The sequence below is a fragment of the gamma proteobacterium symbiont of Scutellera amethystina genome (genome assembly GCF_059730845.1).
In genome coordinates this window covers 939,695-958,427 of the sequence record NZ_AP035935.1, presented here as the reverse complement: position 1 = coordinate 958,427, position 18,733 = coordinate 939,695, and the positions used below count along the sequence as shown (strand labels likewise).

At 60.4% G+C, this 18,733-nt stretch carries 16 protein-coding genes; 4 read left to right on the top strand and 12 right to left on the bottom strand.

Translation table 11 applies throughout. From position 1 onward, the window contains the following. Positions 1 to 88 precede the first annotated feature (88 nt). The 9 genes from recC to rppH all read right to left on the bottom strand — a co-directional run bounded on the left by recC (position 89) and on the right by rppH (position 10,024). On the bottom strand, positions 89 to 3,469 hold the full coding sequence (gene recC / locus AC6I79_RS04320) for an exodeoxyribonuclease V subunit gamma (RefSeq protein ID WP_498027590.1): 3,381 nt from the start codon (positions 3,467 to 3,469) through the stop codon (positions 89 to 91). Positions 3,470 to 3,530: 61 nt separating this feature from the next. Further along, positions 3,531 to 3,821, bottom strand: coding sequence for a prepilin-type N-terminal cleavage/methylation domain-containing protein (locus AC6I79_RS04315; protein ID WP_230857086.1), 291 nt, complete (start codon positions 3,819 to 3,821; stop codon positions 3,531 to 3,533). A 1-nt stretch (position 3,822) separates the two neighbouring features. Continuing rightward, entirely contained in the window at positions 3,823 to 4,251 is a 429-nt protein-coding gene (locus AC6I79_RS04310; RefSeq protein ID WP_498027589.1) for a DUF2509 family protein, read from the bottom strand. Further along, complete coding sequence (locus tag AC6I79_RS04305; protein WP_498027588.1) at positions 4,248 to 4,787, bottom strand: prepilin peptidase-dependent protein; 540 nt, start codon at positions 4,785 to 4,787, stop codon at positions 4,248 to 4,250. The genes AC6I79_RS04310 and AC6I79_RS04305 overlap by 4 nt, the downstream gene beginning before the upstream one ends. Continuing rightward, complete coding sequence (locus AC6I79_RS04300; RefSeq protein WP_166720487.1) at positions 4,778 to 5,248, bottom strand: prepilin-type N-terminal cleavage/methylation domain-containing protein; 471 nt, start codon at positions 5,246 to 5,248, stop codon at positions 4,778 to 4,780. Before AC6I79_RS04300 ends, AC6I79_RS04305 begins: the two co-directional genes overlap by 10 nt. Before the next feature lie 201 nt (positions 5,249 to 5,449). Further along, positions 5,450 to 6,244, bottom strand: a complete 795-nt coding sequence (gene thyA / locus AC6I79_RS04295; RefSeq protein ID WP_498027587.1) for a thymidylate synthase — start codon at positions 6,242 to 6,244, stop codon at positions 5,450 to 5,452. Continuing rightward, positions 6,241 to 7,122: a prolipoprotein diacylglyceryl transferase gene (gene lgt, locus AC6I79_RS04290; protein ID WP_021506703.1), complete on the bottom strand. Its 882-nt coding sequence runs from the start codon at positions 7,120 to 7,122 to the stop codon at positions 6,241 to 6,243. Before lgt ends, thyA begins: the two co-directional genes overlap by 4 nt. A gap of 112 nt (positions 7,123 to 7,234) precedes the next feature. After that, positions 7,235 to 9,481, bottom strand: a complete 2,247-nt coding sequence (gene ptsP, locus AC6I79_RS04285; RefSeq protein WP_058757064.1) for a phosphoenolpyruvate--protein phosphotransferase — start codon at positions 9,479 to 9,481, stop codon at positions 7,235 to 7,237. Between the two features lie 12 nt (positions 9,482 to 9,493). After that, positions 9,494 to 10,024 carry an RNA pyrophosphohydrolase gene (gene rppH, locus AC6I79_RS04280; RefSeq protein ID WP_031279497.1) on the bottom strand — a complete coding sequence of 177 codons (531 nt, stop codon included), beginning with the start codon at positions 10,022 to 10,024 and terminating at the stop codon, positions 9,494 to 9,496. A 684-nt stretch (positions 10,025 to 10,708) separates the two neighbouring features. Between rppH and mutH the strand changes: the two genes are divergently transcribed. From mutH to AC6I79_RS04260, 4 genes are all read left to right on the top strand, one after another. After that, a complete protein-coding gene (gene mutH / locus AC6I79_RS04275; RefSeq protein ID WP_031279494.1) occupies positions 10,709 to 11,395 on the top strand; it encodes a DNA mismatch repair endonuclease MutH in 687 nt (228 codons plus the stop codon). Positions 11,396 to 11,492: 97 nt separating this feature from the next. Further along, positions 11,493 to 12,203 (top strand): TerC family protein, encoded by a 711-nt coding sequence (locus tag AC6I79_RS04270; RefSeq protein ID WP_021506699.1) that lies wholly within the window; start codon positions 11,493 to 11,495, stop codon positions 12,201 to 12,203. A gap of 116 nt (positions 12,204 to 12,319) precedes the next feature. Further along, the gene (locus AC6I79_RS04265) at positions 12,320 to 12,538 is read left to right on the top strand and encodes a YgdI/YgdR family lipoprotein (RefSeq protein WP_021506698.1); all 219 of its coding nucleotides are present in this window, start codon (positions 12,320 to 12,322) and stop codon (positions 12,536 to 12,538) included. 143 nt (positions 12,539 to 12,681) lie between these two features. Then, positions 12,682 to 13,722 carry an NADP(H)-dependent aldo-keto reductase gene (locus AC6I79_RS04260; protein WP_021506697.1) on the top strand — a complete coding sequence of 347 codons (1,041 nt, stop codon included), beginning with the start codon at positions 12,682 to 12,684 and terminating at the stop codon, positions 13,720 to 13,722. 190 nt (positions 13,723 to 13,912) lie between these two features. Here AC6I79_RS04260 and lplT read toward each other — a convergent pair whose 3' ends face one another. The 3 genes from lplT to AC6I79_RS04245 form a co-directional block, all read right to left on the bottom strand. After that, a complete protein-coding gene (gene lplT, locus AC6I79_RS04255; protein WP_498027586.1) occupies positions 13,913 to 15,103 on the bottom strand; it encodes a lysophospholipid transporter LplT in 1,191 nt (396 codons plus the stop codon). Further along, positions 15,100 to 17,250, bottom strand: coding sequence for a bifunctional acyl-ACP--phospholipid O-acyltransferase/long-chain-fatty-acid--ACP ligase (gene aas, locus AC6I79_RS04250; RefSeq protein ID WP_264442038.1), 2,151 nt, complete (start codon positions 17,248 to 17,250; stop codon positions 15,100 to 15,102). The genes lplT and aas overlap by 4 nt, the downstream gene beginning before the upstream one ends. Before the next feature lie 90 nt (positions 17,251 to 17,340). Next, on the bottom strand, positions 17,341 to 18,732 hold the full coding sequence (locus tag AC6I79_RS04245; protein ID WP_372773972.1) for an efflux transporter outer membrane subunit: 1,392 nt from the start codon (positions 18,730 to 18,732) through the stop codon (positions 17,341 to 17,343). Between the last annotated feature and the right edge of the window lies 1 nt (position 18,733).

Here is an 18,733-nt window from a genome sequence, read left to right as displayed (position 1 = left end):
CCTTATCCGCCGGCGTTGCGCCGGTCGGGATACTCAAACACTTTCTTATAAGACGGTGGCTGCCAAGGTACAGGCCGCACTTCCGTTGCTATACATCATCCTGATGCGCGAGGCGCACCGGTAAATACCACTGACGCGCCGCAGCGATGATCTGCTGCTGCGTCGGCTCGTCCAGCGTGCGGCACAGGCGCTGCAGATAGGGATCGCTGCCCTCGCCTTCAACCTGGTAGCCGCCCTGCCACGCCTGCAACAGCTTGTTGAGCGCCTTTTTCTGCGTGGCGTCATCTTCCTGAAGCTGGCCAGATTTGCTGTCAAAGCTGGCGTCCAGCCAGGCGCCGCCGGATTTATTCAGCAGCAGCAGCGGCTGCGCCAGACCCGCCTCACAGGCGGCCACATATTCAGCCAGCTGCGCCTGCGCCTGGGCGGGAGCCACCGCCGCGAAGCGCCAGCGGCTCTGTTTGCGCCCGTACATGCGGCTGGTGCCGTTGCCGCCCAGCGCACAATACACCAGATGTTCCAGCCACAGCAGCAGGCCATCGTTGATGTTGAGCACGCCCGGACGCCAGCGTAACAGCCCATCAGCTTGCACCTGAGTCAGCCAGCCGGTCAACTGCGTTGCGCCCAGCGTCAGGTTGACTTCCCAGCTCTCCGCCGGCAGCCGCTGCGCGCTCACTTCCGCCGCCACCTCCTGCATCTCTTCGGTCTGGCTTTGCCAGAAAAGTTCCCCGAAGGCGCCGTAAGGCAGATTACCGGCGGCGCGGTGGTGCGCATACAGCTGGGCCGGATCGTCACCGTTGACCAGCGTATTGAGCAGTTCAGCGTTAATCTGATAGCGCTCCAGGCTGTCCGGTGCGAACGGTTCGCTGTCCGGCAGCTCGCTCTCCTCCATCCAGAAAGCCACGCCGAGGCGCTGCTGAAACCACGCCCGCACCGGATGACGCCAGAAGCGCAGCAGCTGCTCCAGCGACAGCGTAGTCAGCGGCTGAACCGGCAGCGGCTGGACAAACCCGGGCTGCGCCACCCCGCTGCCGGTCGCCGCCGGCAACCACTCTGCGGCGAAGCTCTGCACGTGGCTCCCCGGCTGGAAATTTTCCGCCGCGAATGGCATGCGGCTGTGCAGGCGTTGCAAATGTGCCCGCACCCGCTGCTCACTGACGTCTGGCTCACAGGCTTCATCGCCCGGCAGACAGAAGCTTTGCGCCAGATAATCCACCAGTTCAGTCACCAGCACCGAGGGATAGCGCTCGGTGTTGTCCTGAATCGCCCGGCCAATGTAGCTGATGTACAGCTGCTGCTGCGCCGAGATCAGCGCTTCAAGGAACAGATAGCGGTCATCATCACGCCGGCTGCGATCGCCTTTCCGCGTCTGCTGCTGCATCAGGTCAAAACCGAGCGGCGCCAGGGTGCGCGGATACACGCCGTCGTTCATGCCCAGCAGGCACACCACTTTAAACGGGATGGAGCGCATCGGCATCAGCGTACAGAAGTTGATCGGCCCGGCCAGGAAACGCTGGCTGATGCGCTGCTGATCGAGGCGCGCACGCAGCTCATCGCGCAGCAGCGTGACCGGAATCGGCTGCTGATAGGCGGCCTGCATCCCCTGTTCAATGATCTCCTGCCACTGCGTTTCCACCAGCAGCAGCGCCGCCTCGCTGTCGGCATCGCCGCTGAAGAAGCTGTCGATCAGCTCACGGCACAGCGGCAGCCACTCGGCCAGGGTGCGTGTCTGCGCAAGGCGCGTGCGCCAGCTGTCGAGCCGTGCCAGCAGCTCGGCCAGATGGCCCGCCAGCTCGGCGATCAGGCCGCTGGATTCGTCATACGGCAGAATGCCCTGCCAGTCACCGTTGCGGCTTTCCAGCGCGTAGCCCAGCAGCATACGCTGCAGGCCGAAGCGCCAGGTGTGCTGGCCGGTGACCGGCAGCGCCAGCGCTTCCACGCTGGCGTCATCCAGTCCCCAGCGGATGCCGGATTCCATCACCCAGCGGCGCAGCAGGCGCAGGCCGCTCTCCTCGACGGAGAAACGCTGTGCCAGCGCCGGCACCTCCAGCAGCGCCAGCACCTCTTCTGAGGCAAAGCGACTGTCCGGCAGAGCCAGCAGGCTGAGCAGCGCGAGGATGGCCGGATGCGCCTGACTGGCGCGCCGGTCAGAAATGGCGAACGGCAGATAGCGCTCAGGCGGCGCACTGGCAAAAGCCGCCTGAATGAAAGGCGCGTAGCTGTCGATGTCTGCCACCATGACGATGATATCGCGCGGCTTCAGCTCCGGATCGGCTTCCATCAGCGCCAGCAGGTGATCCTGCAGCACTTCCACTTCACGCTGGGCGCTGTGACACACCTGCAGCGTGATGGAACGATCGTGTGGATCGAGCCGGCGCTTGTCCATGCTGTCTGCCAGCTCGCCAGCGCTAAGCCCAATCACCGCGCGATCGTCAAGATTGAGCAGATCGGCCTGCAGGCAGTGCAGCAGATTATCCGGTGACATCTCCACAAACGCATCGATGTCATTGGCGGCTGACTCCATCTGGCTCAGCAGAAACAGGTTGTCGCGGCCCAGCTTGCCCCACGAGGCCAGCAGTGGATTGGTCAGCTGCTGCTCGCCCAGTTCGTTAAACAGCGCTGGCGCGGCATCCGGGTCGCGGAACAGCGGCTGCGTCTCCTGCGAATGCAGGCGCAGCCGCTGACGGCTCTGCAGCTTCGCGAGGAAGGCGTAATCCTGAATGTCGCCCCAGTAGTGACGACAGGGATTGGTAAACAGCAGGTGAATATCAATGTGGCGGCCCAGCGCTTCCAGCGCCTGCAGATAAACCGGCGGTAGCGCAGAGATACCGCAGATGAAGACGCGCTGCGGCAGCCCCGGCGGCGGCGTTGACGCCTGCTCCAGCGCCTGAATAAACCGTGCATAGAGGTTGGCACGGTGCCACATCGGCTGACCGAGGCTGCGCGTGAATTCGACCAGATCGCGCCACAGCGCCGCCTGCCACTGCTGAGCGTCGCTCAGCCCGTCCACCTGTTCGCCGTGCTCCCAGCGGTTCAGCCAGTCGGACCGGTAGACCAGATACTGGTCGAACAGATCCGCCACGCGCGCGCTGAGCTGGTAGAGTTTGCGCTGATCGTCGTCGTCATGCAGATAGCTGCGCAGCGGCTGAAACGCCTCCTGCTCCAGCAGCACCGGCAGCCGGTGCATCAGCTTCCAGCTCATGCTGGCTTTGGTGAAAGCGCTCTCTTCCGGGATATCCGGTAGCACTTTAACGAACATGCTCCAGATAAAGCTGGCGGGCAGCGGAAAATCAATGTTGGCGGCAATGTTGAAGCGGTTAGCCAGCTCCATCTGCAGCCACTGCGCCATGCCCGGGCTCTGTACCAGCACCTGCTCAGCCGCGAGCGGATCGGCCAGCGGCTGGAGTTTTATCAGCTCTACCGCTAAGTCTTTCAATAAATCTAACCGATTGGAGTGGTAAACCCGGAACATAAAACTCCTTAAAGAAGGGAAAGCGCAGCCCGGTCACTCTACCCTTAATCGTCTGGCCTGCCTACCCGCCGGCATCACCTTCGCGGCAATTGAGCCGCGCCAGCGACGCCGTGCGCTGATGGGGTCCGGTGACGGTAACGCGATCCAGCACGCAGCCCCCAGGTAAACTCTGCGGCTGGTGCACAATGTGCCAGCCGGCAGTATCACGCCCGAGCAGCGCCTGCCCGGCTACCTGCCACGCCTGGCGCTGCTGCCACTGCTGGCTAAATCCCAGCGCCAGTGCGCGATGATACTGCAGCAGCGTGCTGATGGTCATCGCCAGCAGCAGCATCGCGACCAGCGTTTCCGCCAGGCTAAAACCCTGCTGTCGCCTCTGGCAGCTGACACTGCTCCGCCTTTGCCAGCGGGCAGTAGTCGATCCAGCCATGCGGCTGTGGCTGCAGCTGACCGTTGCGCAGCGACACCCACTGATAGAGCACGAGCGCGCGTCCGGTGCCGCGCGCCGATAATAAGCCATGATTCTCCTCCTGCCGCAGCAGACAGCTTTGCCACGCGTCGGCCTGAGCGGTCTGACACTGCCAGCCCGCGGCCTGTGGCCAGTTTTGCTGCCGGCCCCACGTTAAAGCGGCCTGCGCCTGCCAGAAATCCTGCTGATGCTGCTGCTCGTCGGCGACCAGCGCCATGCCCTGCGCCAGCTGCGTGCGCGCGGCGTGCAGCGTGAATCCGCCCATCAGCAGTAACATCACGACCATGCCAAGCGTGCTGTTGCCCCGCTGCTTCACAGATTCAGCCCCTCAATCATCATCGTCAGCTCTGCCTGCTGGCGGCCCGCCGTGGCGGCCAGCTGCAACAGCAGCCGCGTGCCCTGACGCTCAACCCGGAAGTTGTTGAGGCTGAGGAATGCCGGATCGGTGATGCGCTCCCAGCCGTTGCTGTTGCACTCGTCCACGCCGCGCTGCATCTCCAGCTGTCCGTTGCGCAGACGATAGCCGTAATAATCGCTTTCACTGTGACCGACGCCTTCCCAGCGTCCGTTACTGTTTTCGTCCCAGCGCAGCAGTACACAGCTGCCGCCGCTCACCAGCGTGAGCGCCGCACCGGCGCACTGACCGTGACAGTAACCGGCACGGCGCAGCGCTTTGGCCAGCGAGCCGGCAATCTGCTGCAGCTCCTGTTGCAGCTGGACCCGCTGCTGCAGGCGCAGGTTCTGTTCCAGCAGCAGCGGCAGAAAGCGGCCGACGCTGACCATCAGCACCGCGCCAATCGCCATGGCGATCAGCATCTCCAGCAGACTGAAGCCCCCCTGCGCTATTCGCATCCCTTCTCTCCCGGCTGGCAGACCCGGATGCGCGCCCGGGCGGAGAGGATGACGCGCCAGCGGCCAGCTGCGCTCTCCAGTTCGATACTGCCGGGCCGGGCCACATCGCGTCGGCCGTAAAAGCCCGGCTCGCCGATCAGCGCAGTAATACGCACTTCGCGATAAGGCGGCCGGAACAGCCAGCGCGACGGCAACTGACACCCTTCTGCAGGCTGCGGCCCGGTGCCGAGGCAGCCGTTTTCGCCCGGTTGCAGCCACAGGCTGAGGTCGCGGTTGTGCCAGCTGGCGTGCGCGCGCAGCCGCAGCAAAAAGCTCTGCAGCTGCAGAACGCTGTCACGCAGTTGCTGATACTGTTGCCAGCGCTGCCAGCCCTGTAAGGCTGCGATGCTGAGGATGCCGGCAATCACCATAACCAGCAGCAGTTCCGGCAGCGTAAAGCCGGCGTTTTGGGTTCTGTTCATAACCGGCACTCTGCGCCTGCTGGACGAAAAGCAACAGCGGCAAACAGAGAAGATGGAAAGCGTGCCGCAGGAAAGTTATGCCCGGTGCAGACAACACCCTTTTTTTGCGCGTCGGATTCAGAAAATCCCCGCAGAAGCGGACGGAGGCCAGGCAAAAAAAGCCCTGCGCGATGGCAGGGCCTGATGCTGAAGAGCGGCAGATTACACGGCGACCGGCGCTTTGATCGCCGGATGCGGATCGTAGCCTTCGATCTCAAAATCATCGAACTGGTAATCAAAAATCGACGCGGGCTTACGCTTAATCAACAGTTTCGGCAGCGGTCGCGGTTCACGCGTCAGCTGCAGTCGCGCCTGTTCGAGATGGTTACTGTACAGGTGCGTATCGCCGCCGGTCCAGACGAAATCGCCCACCTCAAGATCGCACTGCTGTGCCACCATATGCACCAGCAGCGCATAGCTGGCGATATTGAACGGCAGGCCAAGAAAGATATCGCACGAACGCTGGTACAGCTGGCACGACAGCTTGCCATTCGCCACGTAGAACTGGAAAAACGCGTGGCACGGCGCCAGCGCCATCTGATCCAGCTCACCGACGTTCCATGCCGAAACGATAATGCGGCGCGAATCCGGATCGCGTTTCAGCTGCTCAATCACCTTGCTGATTTGATCGATCTCTTCGCCGGAAGCTTTGCCCCAGCTGCGCCACTGCTTGCCGTAGACCGGTCCCAGATCGCCGTTTTCATCCGCCCATTCGTCCCAGATGGTGACCTTGTTCTCTTTCAGGTAGCCGATGTTGGTGTCGCCTTTGAGGAACCACAGCAGCTCATGAATGATCGAGCGCAGATGCACCTTCTTGGTGGTGACCAGCGGAAAACCGTCCTGCAAATTGAAACGCATCTGGTGGCCAAAGATGGAGAGCGTGCCGGTACCGGTACGGTCGGCCTTTTCTGCGCCTTCATTCAGCACATGTTGCATCAAATCCAGATACTGTTTCATTTTACCTCACGCGTTTGTTGCTGCGGGCGACGACGATACGCCCAGACCATCATAATCACTCCGGCCAGAATCATCGGGATCGACAGAATCTGGCCCATACTGATACCGCCTTCGAACAGGCCAAGCTGGGCATCCGGCTGGCGGAAAAACTCCACGATAATGCGGAATGCGCCGTAGCCAATCAGGAACAGGCCGGAGACGCTGCCCATCGGGCGCGGCTTGCGAATAAACAGGTTGAGAATGATAAACAGCACGATGCCTTCCAGGCACAGCTCATACAGCTGTGACGGATGGCGCGGCAGCACGCCGTACGTGTTCAGCAGTTCCTGATATTGCGGGTTGTTGGCCGCCAAAGCGAGGTCTTCGCTGCGCGAACCCGGGAACAGCATGGCGAATTTAAAGTCAGGCGCCACGCGGCCCCACAGTTCGCCGTTGATGAAGTTGCCGAGACGGCCAGCACCGAGGCCAAACGGGATCAGCGGCGCAATGAAATCAGAGACCTGGAAGAAGGTGCGTTTGGTACGACGGGCGAAGATTAGCATCACCACGATCACCCCAATCAGACCACCGTGGAATGACATGCCCCCGTCCCACACTTTGAACAGATAGAGTGGGTTGTCGAGGAACAGCGGCAGGTTATAGAACAGCACGTAGCCGATGCGGCCGCCGAGGAACACGCCGAGGAAGCCCGCGTACAGCAGGTTTTCAACTTCTTCTTTCTTCCAGCCGCTACCGGGTTTGTTGGCGCGGCGCACCGCCAGCCACATAGCAAACACAAAGCCTACCAGATACATCAGGCCGTACCAGTGCAGCGAAACCGGTCCGATGGAGAAGATCACCGGATCGAATTGGGGAAATGAAATGTAGCCGTTAGTCATCTTTCACCATGTTTTTTCTGCCCGCAAAAGGGCGTGGCTAAAGGGCCATACAATAAAAGGCTGCGCATCATAGCACAGCCGCTTTTCACAATTTCCGCAGAAATGTAAACAGTTAACGTCCGCCGCGAATCAGTCCGCCCAGGCCGCGCCGCTCCATGAAGGCCGACACCAGATGGCGCACTTCCGTTGCGGTGTGTGCCATCACGCCCTGCTGGCTCAGTTTCTGCGCCTCTTCATAATCGAGGTGGCGCAGCAGGTATTTGACGCGCGGAATGTTCTTGCCGTTCATGCTGAGATGGTGATAACCCAGACCCACCAGCAGCGCGACGCACATCGGATCGCCCGCCATTTCACCACACAGGCACAGCTCCAGTTTGGCCTGGCGGGCTTCACTGGCGATGGTTTGCAACGCCCGCAGCATCGCCGGATGCAGCGAATCGTAAAGGTTGGCGACGCGGGTATTGTTGCGATCGACCGCCAGCAGATACTGGGTAAGATCGTTGGTGCCGACGGAGATAAAGTCCACGCGTTGCGCCAGATGCGGGATCAGAAACAGCATCGACGGCACTTCAATCATCACACCAATGCGCGGTTTCGGAATGGCATAACCGAGCATCTCTTCCACTTCGCGACCGGCGCGATCGATCAGGCGCCGCGCCTCTTCGATCTCGTCAATATGACTGATCATCGGCAGCAGAATGCTCAGGTTGCCCGAGGCGACGTTGGCGCGCAGCATGGCGCGCACCTGCACCAGGAAGATCTCCGGCTGGTCGAGCGTCAGACGAATGCCACGCCAGCCGAGACAGGGGTTCTCTTCACTGATCGGCATGTAAGGTAGCTGTTTGTCAGCGCCGACATCCAGCGTGCGCAGCGTCACCGGTTTGTCGTAAAACAGTTGCAGCATGCCCTGATATTGCGCCACCTGCTCCTCTTCCGACGGGAAGCCGCTTTGCAGCATGAACGGAATTTCGGTGCGATACAGGCCAATGCCGTCAACCCAGTTGTCGAGCGCCTGTTCGTGTTCCGGGCTGAGACCGGCGTTGAGCATCACCTGCACGCGCTCGCCGCTTTTCAGCTCGCCGGGCTGCTCCACCACATCTTCGGCCATTTTGCTCAGCGCGTTCTCTTCGCTGATCAGCCGCTGATACTCCTGCACCAGCACCGGCTCCGGATCGATCAGCACTTCGCCGCGATAGCCGTCCACGATCAGCAGCCGCTTGTTGAGCTGCGACGGCAGGATATCCGCGCCCATCACGGTCGGTATACCCATGGCGCGCGTGAGGATCGCCGCGTGCGAGTTGGCTGCGCCATCGCGCACCACCACACCCGCCAGCCGCTCCTGCGGCAGCTCCGCCAGCGTGGTGGCGGTGAGTTCATCGGCCACCAGCACAAAGCGTTCCGGCCAGGCATTGGTGCCCACCAGCGTGTCGTCAAGGTGGAACAGCAGGCGCTGGCCGAGCACGCGCAAATCCCCGGCGCGCTCGCGTAAATAGTGATCCTGCAGGCTGGCAAACTGTGCGGCAAACTTCTCGATCACCGTTTTGACCGCCCACTCGGCTACCGATCCGCGCTCGATCTCGGCAAACAGATCTTTTTTCAGTCGCGCATCGGTGAGCAGGTGCGAGTAGAGATCGAAGATCGCCGCGCTCTCTTTCTGCACGCTGGCCGCGAAACGCTTGCTGAAGCGGCGAAACTCGTTACCCGCCTCGCCCATGGCGACAATCAGGCGCTCGCGTTCACGCTGTGGATCGAGCGTAGAGGCGGCGGACACCTGGTCGAGCAGCGGCTGTGTTTCATCAACCCAGCCAGGTGCGACGGCGACGCCCGGCGCGGCGGCAATCGCTTTGACGCGCGTCTGGCGGAACTGACCGAACAGCTGGCCAAGCTGCGACTGCGACAGCAGCGCGGCCATCTGCGTGGCCAGCGTAACCAGAAATGACTCTTCGCTTTCGTCGAACTGACGATGCTCTCGCTGTTGCACCACCAGCACGCCGAGCAGTTGACGCCGGCTGATGATTGGCACACCCAGAAACGAGCGGTAGCGCTCTTCTTTGACGGAGGGAATGTATTTGAAGCTGGGATGACTTTGCGCATCGGCGAGGTTGATCGGTTCGGCCAGGCGGCCCACCAGCCCGACGATACCTTCGTCGAACGCCAGCGTAACTGTGCGGCCGCGCGGCTTTTTCAGGCCGCGCGTCGCCATCAGGTAGTAGCAACGCCGATCGTGATCGGCGAGGTAAACCGAGCAGACCTCGGTCTCCATCGCCAGGCATATTTCGTTGACCAGAATGTCGAGTGCTTCATTCAGACGCGGTGCACTCGCCACTTTTTCTACAATTTCGCGCAACTGAGTGAGCATAAAGGGCGTGGCCTATCCTCTTTTACGTCGATGGGCGGCGTTGTTATTGCGCTGCCCCGCACTCTCCTGCATAGACATCACCACGCCAGCGAATTCCTTCATGACGCGGCGATACACATCGCGCTTGAAAGAGACAACCTGACGTACCGGATACCAGAAGCTGACCCAGCGCCAGCCATCGAACTCCGGCGTGCTGCTGTGTTGCACATTGATATCCGCGTCACTACACATCAACTGCAGAAGAAACCACTTTTGTTTCTGGCCGATACACACCGGCTTTGTGTCCCAACGCACCAAACGTTTTGGCAACTTGTAACGTAACCAGTTACGGGTTGAAGCAAGTATTCGAACATCTTTGCGGTGTAAACCCACTTCTTCGAACAGTTCGCGATACATCGCCTGTTCAGCGGTTTCACCCGGATTGATGCCTCCCTGAGGAAACTGCCAGGAGTGCTGTCCAAAGCGCCTGGCCCATAACACTTGTCCTTGCCTGTTACAGATTACGATACCAACATTCGGGCGGTAGCCATCATCATCGATCACTGGACTACCTCAAAGCTAAATTTGAATAGCCTGATTGTTTCATACTCCTTACAGGCGGTAAACCACTGGATATCCGCGCCGCTGACCGGATAACAATGGGATAACTCACAGATAATAGCCATGTTATAAACAGACAGGGGCATTTAACGGCGATCTTATTCACCTTTTCTGTGGATAGCTTTGTGCAGAACACGGGAATGAGTTGAATAACCGCTTCGGAAAATTCTCATGCACGCCGGGGAGAATAGCACTAAAACCACCATTTATCATGGTGATAGCCAATCAATGCGTTCAGATACACGGTGTGACAGCCGGTTATTCTTCCCCACGCGGTTACCGCTGCTCAAAGATCCATCACCGTTGATTTTATCCACAGAGAATGTCCTAAACCTGGGCAGAGAATGGAAAAAAAGCGTGCAGTTCGGCAAAGTCAAGGCTGTAAATGGAAACAGGGGTGGGCAAAACGTGGGGTTATCCCACTTTTCTGTGGATAACTGGGTTTAAGATCCTGTTCATTGTCGATAACAAACCGGGATAACCGCCTCTTACCCTGGTGAGCTCCTGGTCAATCGCGCTAAAAAAGCATGCTGAATCATGCTATTATCACGTTTACATTGTCCGGCACGATGTGGACAACACGCGCCGACCTTTACTGACCAAATTTTGACCAATGCGAGTTTTATCATGAATTGCCCTGCCGCCTTGCCTGCTGCGCCCCGTAACGAAGCCGAACTGCTCCAGCGTGCCCAACAGCTGGCTGGTCAGAGCTTTGCCGCGCTGGCCGCGCAGCTTGGCCTGCCGATGCCTGCCGATTTACGCCGTGATAAAGGCTGGGTTGGCATGCTGCTGGAGCTGCTGCTGGGCGCCAGCGCCGGCAGTAAAGCCGAGCAGGATTTTGCGCATCTCGGTATTGAACTCAAAACCATTCCGGTCGACGCGCTGGGTAAGCCGCTGGAAACCACCTTTGTCTGCGTGGCACCGCTCACCGGCAACAGCGGCGTTACCTGGCAAACCAGCCACGTGCGCCACAAGCTGGCGCGGGTGCTGTGGATCCCGGTGGAGGGCGATCGCGCCATTCCGCTGGCCGAGCGCCGCGTGGGTTCGCCACTGCTGTGGCAACCGAATGCGCAGGAAGAGCAGCAGTTACGTGAGGACTGGGAAGAGCTGATGGACATGATCGTGCTCGGCCAGGTGGAGCGCATCAGCGCCCGCCACGGCGCGTGGCTGCAAATCAGGCCAAAAGCGGCCAACAGCAAAGCGCTGACCGAAGCCATCGGCGAACACGGCGAGCCGATCATGACGCTGCCGCGCGGTTTTTACCTCAAGAAGAGCTTTACCGGACCGCTGCTGGCACGGCATTTTCTGCTGTAATTCCCGGTACAACCTCGCCCTTGCAGGATCACTTTAGGCAGCGCCGCCTGCGCCGTGTATAATTCCCGTTTACTTTTCGTTTAGGAATGAAGGATTCATGTTTGACTGGATTGCTGATCCCAACGCCTGGCTGGCGCTGGGAACATTAACCATTCTGGAAGTGGTGCTGGGTATCGATAACATTATTTTCCTGTCTCTGGTGGTCGCGAAACTGCCGCAGCACCAGCAAAACCGGGCGCGCCGGCTGGGTCTGATGGGGGCGATGTTGATGCGCCTTGGGCTGCTGGCCTCCATCGCCTGGGTGGTGAGACTGACGCAGCCGTTGTTTTCCATCATGGACCACGCCTTCTCCGCGCGCGATCTGATTCTGCTGTTCGGCGGCCTGTTCCTGCTGTGGAAGTCGAGCATGGAGATCCATGAAACCATCGAAGGCGGCGAAGAGGAGCACAAAACCAATGTGCACTCTTTCTTCGGCGCCATCGTGCAGATCATGCTGCTCGACATCATTTTCAGCCTGGATTCGGTGATCACCGCCGTCGGTCTGTCCGATCACCTGTTCATTATGATGGCGGCGGTGGTCATCGCAGTGCTGATGATGATGGTGGCCGCGCGCGCGATTGGCGAGTTTGTTGAGCGGCATCCGTCGGTCAAAATGCTGGCGCTGGCGTTTCTGATTCTGGTCGGCTTTACCCTGATCCTCGAGAGTTTTGGTATGCATGTACCAAAAGGTTACATTTATTTTGCGATGTTCTTCTCCATGGCGGTAGAGTGTCTGAACCTGATGCGCAGCAGGAAAAACAAAGCGTAACCTGTCAAGGGCGAGCGCATCTCGCCCTGTTATTTTAGGAATGATGCGATTACTCCAGCTGGCAAAAGCATTTATTACTACACTTTTGCTGTTGAAGTGGCTTGAGGGAGCTGAGAATGAAAGGGTTGGTAAGTGCAGTGGGCCTGCTGCTGGCGGCGCTGGCATTAAGCGGTTGCAGCAGTGATTACGTTATGGCCACCAAAGATGGCCGCATGATTATGACCGAAGGTAAGCCGTCGATTGATAAAGAAACCGGTCTGGTGCAGTACACCGACGAACAGGGCCATGTTATGCAAATTAATGGTGACGAGGTTTCCACCATCATTGAGCGTTAAGTGCCAAATTGCCTCGCCTGTACGCGTTTTCCCCCTGTGCAGGCGATTTCCCGAACTTTCCCCCCTTCCTTCTGCGCCACTTCACAGGCTATAGTCCCAGAGAACACAACATTCCGTTTCATAATGAAAAAAGGAAGCCGGCAATGCATTATCACCGTATCCCCCATAGCACGCTGGAAGTCAGTCAGCTGGGGTTAGGCACGATGACGTTTGGTGAGCAGAATAGCGAAGCCGACGCCCACCAGCAGCTTGATTACGCCGTTAGCCAGGGTATTAACCTGATTGATACCGCCGAGATGTATCCGGTGCCACCGCGTCCGGAAACCCAGGGCCTGACCGAAAAATACATTGGCAGCTGGCTGCAAAAGCGCGGCAGCCGCGACAAAATCATTCTGGCGAGTAAAGTCGCCGGCCCGGTGCGCGGCAGCGATGCGCTGATTCGCCCCAACCAGGCGCTGGATCGCAAGAACATCCGCGAAGCGCTGGACGCTAGCCTGAAGCGCCTTAATACCGATTACCTCGACCTCTACCAGCTGCACTGGCCGCAACGCCAGACCAACTACTTTGGCAAGCTCGGTTATCAGTACAGTGATAACACCGCCACCGTTACGCTGCTGGAGACGCTGGAAGCGCTGACCGAACAGGTACGCGCGGGCAAGATCCGTTACATCGGCGTCTCGAACGAAACGGCCTGGGGCGTGATGCGCTACCTGCAACTAGCGGAGAAGCATGAGCTGCCGCGTATCGTCACCATTCAGAATCCGTACAGCCTGCTGAACCGCAGTTTTGAAGTGGGTCTGGCAGAGATTAGCCAGCATGAGGGCGTGGAACTGCTGGCTTATTCCAGCCTGGCCTTTGGTACGCTGAGCGGTAAATACCTCAACGGGGCGAAACCGGCCGGCGCGCGCAATACGCTGTTCAGCCGCTTTACCCGCTACAGCGGCGAGCAGTCACAGCAGGCGATTGCTGCCTACGTGGCGCTGGCGAAACAGCACAACCTGGATCCGTCACAGATGGCGCTGGCCTATGTGCGGCAGCAGCCGTTTGTGGCCAGCACCCTGCTCGGTGCCACCACCATGGAACAGCTGAAGGTTAACGTGGAGAGTTTCAATCTGACGCTGAGCGGCGAGGTGTTAGAGGCGCTGGAAGCGATTCACCGTCAGTACACGTATCCGGCACCGTAATCTCCCTGGTGCGCGTTAACGCGCACCCTACAGGGTTTGTTACCCTTGCGTATCTGCTGCGGTTTTGGTGCGCGTTAACGCGCACCCTACAGGGTTTGTGTTACCCTCGCGTACCTGCTGTGGTTTTGGCGTACGCGCCGGGCCAGGGTAGGGTCGCCATTCATGGCGACCTGGTCCCTTTCTGCGCCGCTCAGCGACGCGTTCTCCACCACAGCACGGCAATCGCCATGGCGAACAGCGCGCCGAAGCCTACGCCCGTCGCGACCGCCGGCGCCCCCAGCTTAATCGCCACGGTATACAGCCCCAGCATCAGCAGCATCGCGCTGTTCTCACCCAGGTTTTGCACCGCAATCGCATTGCCTGAACCCACGGTATCTTTGCCGCGCTCCTGCAACAGCGCGTTGAGCGGCACCACAAAGAAGCCGCCCAGCGCACCAATCAGCATCAGTAGCAGATACGCATTCAGCAGGCTATGCTGCAGCGAGAACAGCACCACCATCACGCCAATCAGCACGCCGACCGGCATGCAGCGCCGCACCGTTTGCAGCGTGACCAGTTTTGCCGCTGCGGCCGCGCCGATAACGATACCGATCGCCACCATGGCATTTAGCGTGGTCGGCGTTTTGTTGTCCGTGATGCCGAGCGCCACCGGCACCCACAGCACCAGCAGGAAGCGCAGCGTGACGCCAGCACCCCAGAACAGGCTGGTGCCGAGCAGCGAGAAGCGGGTTTCACCGTTACGCCACAGCAGCTGTGCCGAGGCGATAAAGCTGCGCAGCATCGCGCCAGCGTGCCAGCTCTGGCCGGGGCGCGCTGGCAGCAGACGCGGAATGAACAGGTTCGCCACCACCGCCAGTGCGTAAGTGAGTGCACACACCACCAGTGCTGCCAGCAGATGCCAGTCGGCGAGCACGCCGCCTGCCACCGAGCCGAGCAGAATCGCCGCGATAGTCGACGACTCCATCAGCCCGTTGGCTTTCACCAGCCGCGCGCCGCTGGTGATCTCCGTCAGGATGCCGTATTTCGCTGGCGAATATGCCGCCGCGCCGACGCCCACCAGCGTGTAGCCGAGAAACGGATTAAAGCCGAAGCAGATCACCAGCGCACCGAGCAGCTTGAGGCTGTTGGCAAACATCATCACCCGCCCTTTGGCAAAGCTGTCGGCCATCTGCCCGACAAACGGCGCGAGCAGAATGTAAGTGGCCACAAACAACATCTGCAGGATCGGCTGGCTCCAGTCCGGATAGAACTGACTTTTCAGCAGCGCCAGCGTGGCGAACAGCAGCGCGTTGTCGCCAAAGGCAGAGAAAAACTGTGCCACGATCACCGCCAGCATACTGCGCGACAGCAAAGGAGCGTCCGGATTCACCGACTGACTCATGCCCGCTCCTCTTCTGCCAGCTGTTTCAGGCTGACGTAGTCTGGTTTACCGCTGCCCAGCATCGGCAGCTGTTTCATGTAGCGAATGTCGCGCGGCACGGCCAGCTCTGGCGCACCCATCTCACGCGCGGCCTGCTGCAGCCGCTCGCGGCTGAGTTCACTGTCGGTGGTAAACAGCACCAGCGCTTCACCGCGCTGGCCATCGGGCCGCAGCGACGCCGCGTGCTGTTTCTCCGCCGAGGCTTTCAGGGCAATCTGCTCCACGCTCTCCAGCGACACCATCTCTCCGGCAATTTTGGCGAAGCGTTTAGCGCGCCCCTGAATCTGACAGAAACCGCCCTCGTCAAAGCTGACAATATCCCCGGTATCGTACCAGCCAGCTTCCTGTTCGCCTTCGCCGTTATCCGCCACCGGTGGCTCCAGCACGCCGGGGTTTTCCACCCGCAGGTAGCCGTTCATGACGTTCGGACCGCGCAGCTGTAGTCGTCCGCCCTGCTCAATGCCCGGTACCGCAATCAGACGTGAATCCATGCCCGGCAGAATACGCCCGACGGTATGCGATTTGGCGGCCATCGGTACGTTGATTGCCACCACTGGCGCACACTCGGTCACGCCGTAACCTTCGAGGATGCGGATGCCGTACTTCTCCATGTAGATCTGGCGCGTGCCTTCCTGCAGCTTCTCGGCACCGGCCACCACGTAGCGCAGCCGGGCGAAATCGTACGGGCTGGCAAAGCGCGCATAGTTGCCGAGGAAGGTGGAGGTGCCGAACAGCACGGTGCAGTTACGGTCATACACCAGCTCCGGCACGATGCGATAGTGCAGCGGGCTGGGATAGAGGAACACCTGCGCGCCGGTAAGCAGCGGCGTGAACAGCCCGACGGTGAGGCCGAAGGCGTGGAACAGCGGCAGCGCCGACATAAAGCGGTCGCGCGGGGTGAAGTCCGCCACGGTGCGAATCTGCTCCACGTTCGCCAGCAGGCTTTTATGCGAGTGCACCACACCTTTGGGATTGCCTTCCGAGCCGGAGGTAAACAGCACCATTGCCGCGTCTTCTGGCTGCTGCGCAACCTGTGCCCGGCGTGGCAGCAGCAGGTGCGCGAGGATCCACAGTTTGTCCTGCAGCGTGACGGTATCCTTCAGATCCTCCAGATAGATCCACTGCACCTCCGTCAGCCCCTGCGGCAGGTGCCACAGGTTGCCTTTCTCCAGGAACTGGCGCGAGGTAAACACGGTTTTCACCTGCGAGGCGGTCAGCGCCGCGCGCATGCCGTTGATGCCGGCGGTGTAGTTGAGCATGGCCGGCACGCGACCGCGCAGTGAAGCCCCGAGAATCGCTGCCGCGGTCACCGTGGCGTTCGGCAGCAGCAGGCCAACGAATTCGCCCTGCTGGCTGTAGCGCTCCAGAATGCGTCCGACGCCGAGCGCTTTTTTCAACAGTCCGGTGTAGCTGTCCGGCTTAAAGTTGATGTCTTCGATGCAGGCTTTACTCAGCCCGTAACGGGTGCGCGCATTGAGAAAAGCGTCGAACAGCGTTTCGCGCGGGCGCACCGCCATGCGCGCTTCCATCATCACATGGTGTAAATGCTCACCGGCCAGCACGCGGCGGTCGCGCGCGCGTTTCGCTTCCGGCATGGGAATTACCGTGGCCGGCAGCACCGTCAGGGTAATGCGCGGGAACAGGCGGCGTTTAAACACCCCGGCCAGGCGGCCAAACGGCGTGTACTCTGCGCCTTCAATGCGCATCGGCACCACGGTGGCGGCGGATTTCGCAGCGACGAAGCCAGCGCCGCTGTAGATTTTCATCAATGAGCCGGTGACGGTAATGCGCCCTTCCGGAAAGATCACCACCGGACGCCCTTCGTTGATCATGCGCACCAGATGTTTGATCGACATCGGTTTGGTGGGGTCGAGCGGCACGAAGTCGATGACCGGCCTGAGCAGGCGCATATACCACTGTTCGCTGATCGAAGAATAGACGGCGAACACCGGTTTGATGGGCAGAAACAGCGCCAGCAGCACGCCATCGAGAAACGACATATGGTTTGGCGTGATCAGCACTTTTTCTTTGTGCAGGGCAGTCAGATCGCCACGCAGCTCAACGCGCCATAACAGGCGACAGAGGAAACGCAGAACGGTAAATAGCATGCCAGCTCCTTAGCAGCGGTAAAAAATGGTTCTTACCTTGCAGGATCCGGGGATGTTCGACAAGTAGCGCAGTGATTTATCGTGATGAATTCAGGGTGATTCGCCCTGCCAGCCGCCGCCCAGCGCGGCGATCAGCGCCACGCTGCTCACCCACTGGCTGCTCTGCAGCGACAGCAGGCTCTGCTGCTCGCTCAGGCTGCTGTTTTCCGTGGTAGCGACATCAAGGTAATCAATCATGCCGGCGTCATACTGGTTGCGCGTTACGCGTGCTGACTCCTGTGCCGCCACGGCGGCGCGCTGCTGCGCGGCGATTTCCCCCTGCAAGGTATTCAGTTCCACCAGGTTATCTTCCACTTCTCCCAGCGCGCTCAGCACCGTCTGGCGATAGGTGGCCACGCTGGCATCATAGGCGGCACGCGCCTGCGCCACTTTCGCCGAGGTCGCGCCAAAGTCGAGCAGCGTACCGCTGAGCTCCGGCCCCAGCGACCAGGCGCGATTCGGCAGCGACAATAAGCTGTGGATCGCTGAGGCGGTCACGCCACCGCTGGCGCTGAGCGTCAGGTCGGGATAATAACCGGCAATCGCCACCCCGACCGCCGCGTTGGCGGCCGCCACGTTACGTTCGGCATAGGCGATGTCCGGACGGCGCTGCAGCAACGCCGAAGGCAGGCTCTGCGGAATGGACGGCAGCGTGGCATCCAGCTTCGCCACCGGCAACGTAAAGTCGGCTGGCGCACGCCCCAGCAGCAGCGCCACCGCGTGCTCCAGTTGCGCGCGCTGCCACTGATAATCCTGCGCCGAAGCGCGGGCGCTCTCCAGCTGCATCTGTGCCTGCGCCAGGGTTGCGCGGGATTCGCTACCGGCGCGGTACTTGTTGTTAATCACGCTGAGATAGCGCTGATAAGCTTCAATGCTGCGCTGATAGAGCGCGATCTTTTCGTCGATGATGCGCAGCTGAAAATAGTCCTGCGCCAGTTCTGACTGGGCGCTCAGCGTGACATTGGCCAGTTCAGCCTGGCTGGCCTGCGCGCTGGCCTTATCTTCTTCCTGGGTGCGGCGCAGTTTGCCCCACAGATCCAGCTCCCAGCTGGCATTCAGCGTAGCGCTGTGGCTGTTGCTGACGCTGCGCTGACCGCTGGTGCTGGCACGGCTGCCGCTGCGCGTGCTGCTGACATCGTAGTCGAGTGAGGGAAACAGCGCCGCGCGCGACTGCGCGCTCAGCGCCTGGGCTTCGCGATACTGCGCCGCATAACTGGCGACGTTCTGGTTAGAAATGCTCACCTGGCGCAGCAGGCTGGACAAGGTGGCATCGTGATACACCGTCCACCACTCCCCTTTGCGACTGGCGTCCTGCGGCGTGGCCTGCGTCCAGCCTTTGGCCTCTTTATAGTGCGTCGGCAGCGCCATCGCCGGACGCTGATAATCGGGGCCAACGCTACAGCCAGCAACCAGTAGCGCCGCCGTCAGCGCGCCAATGTTCATC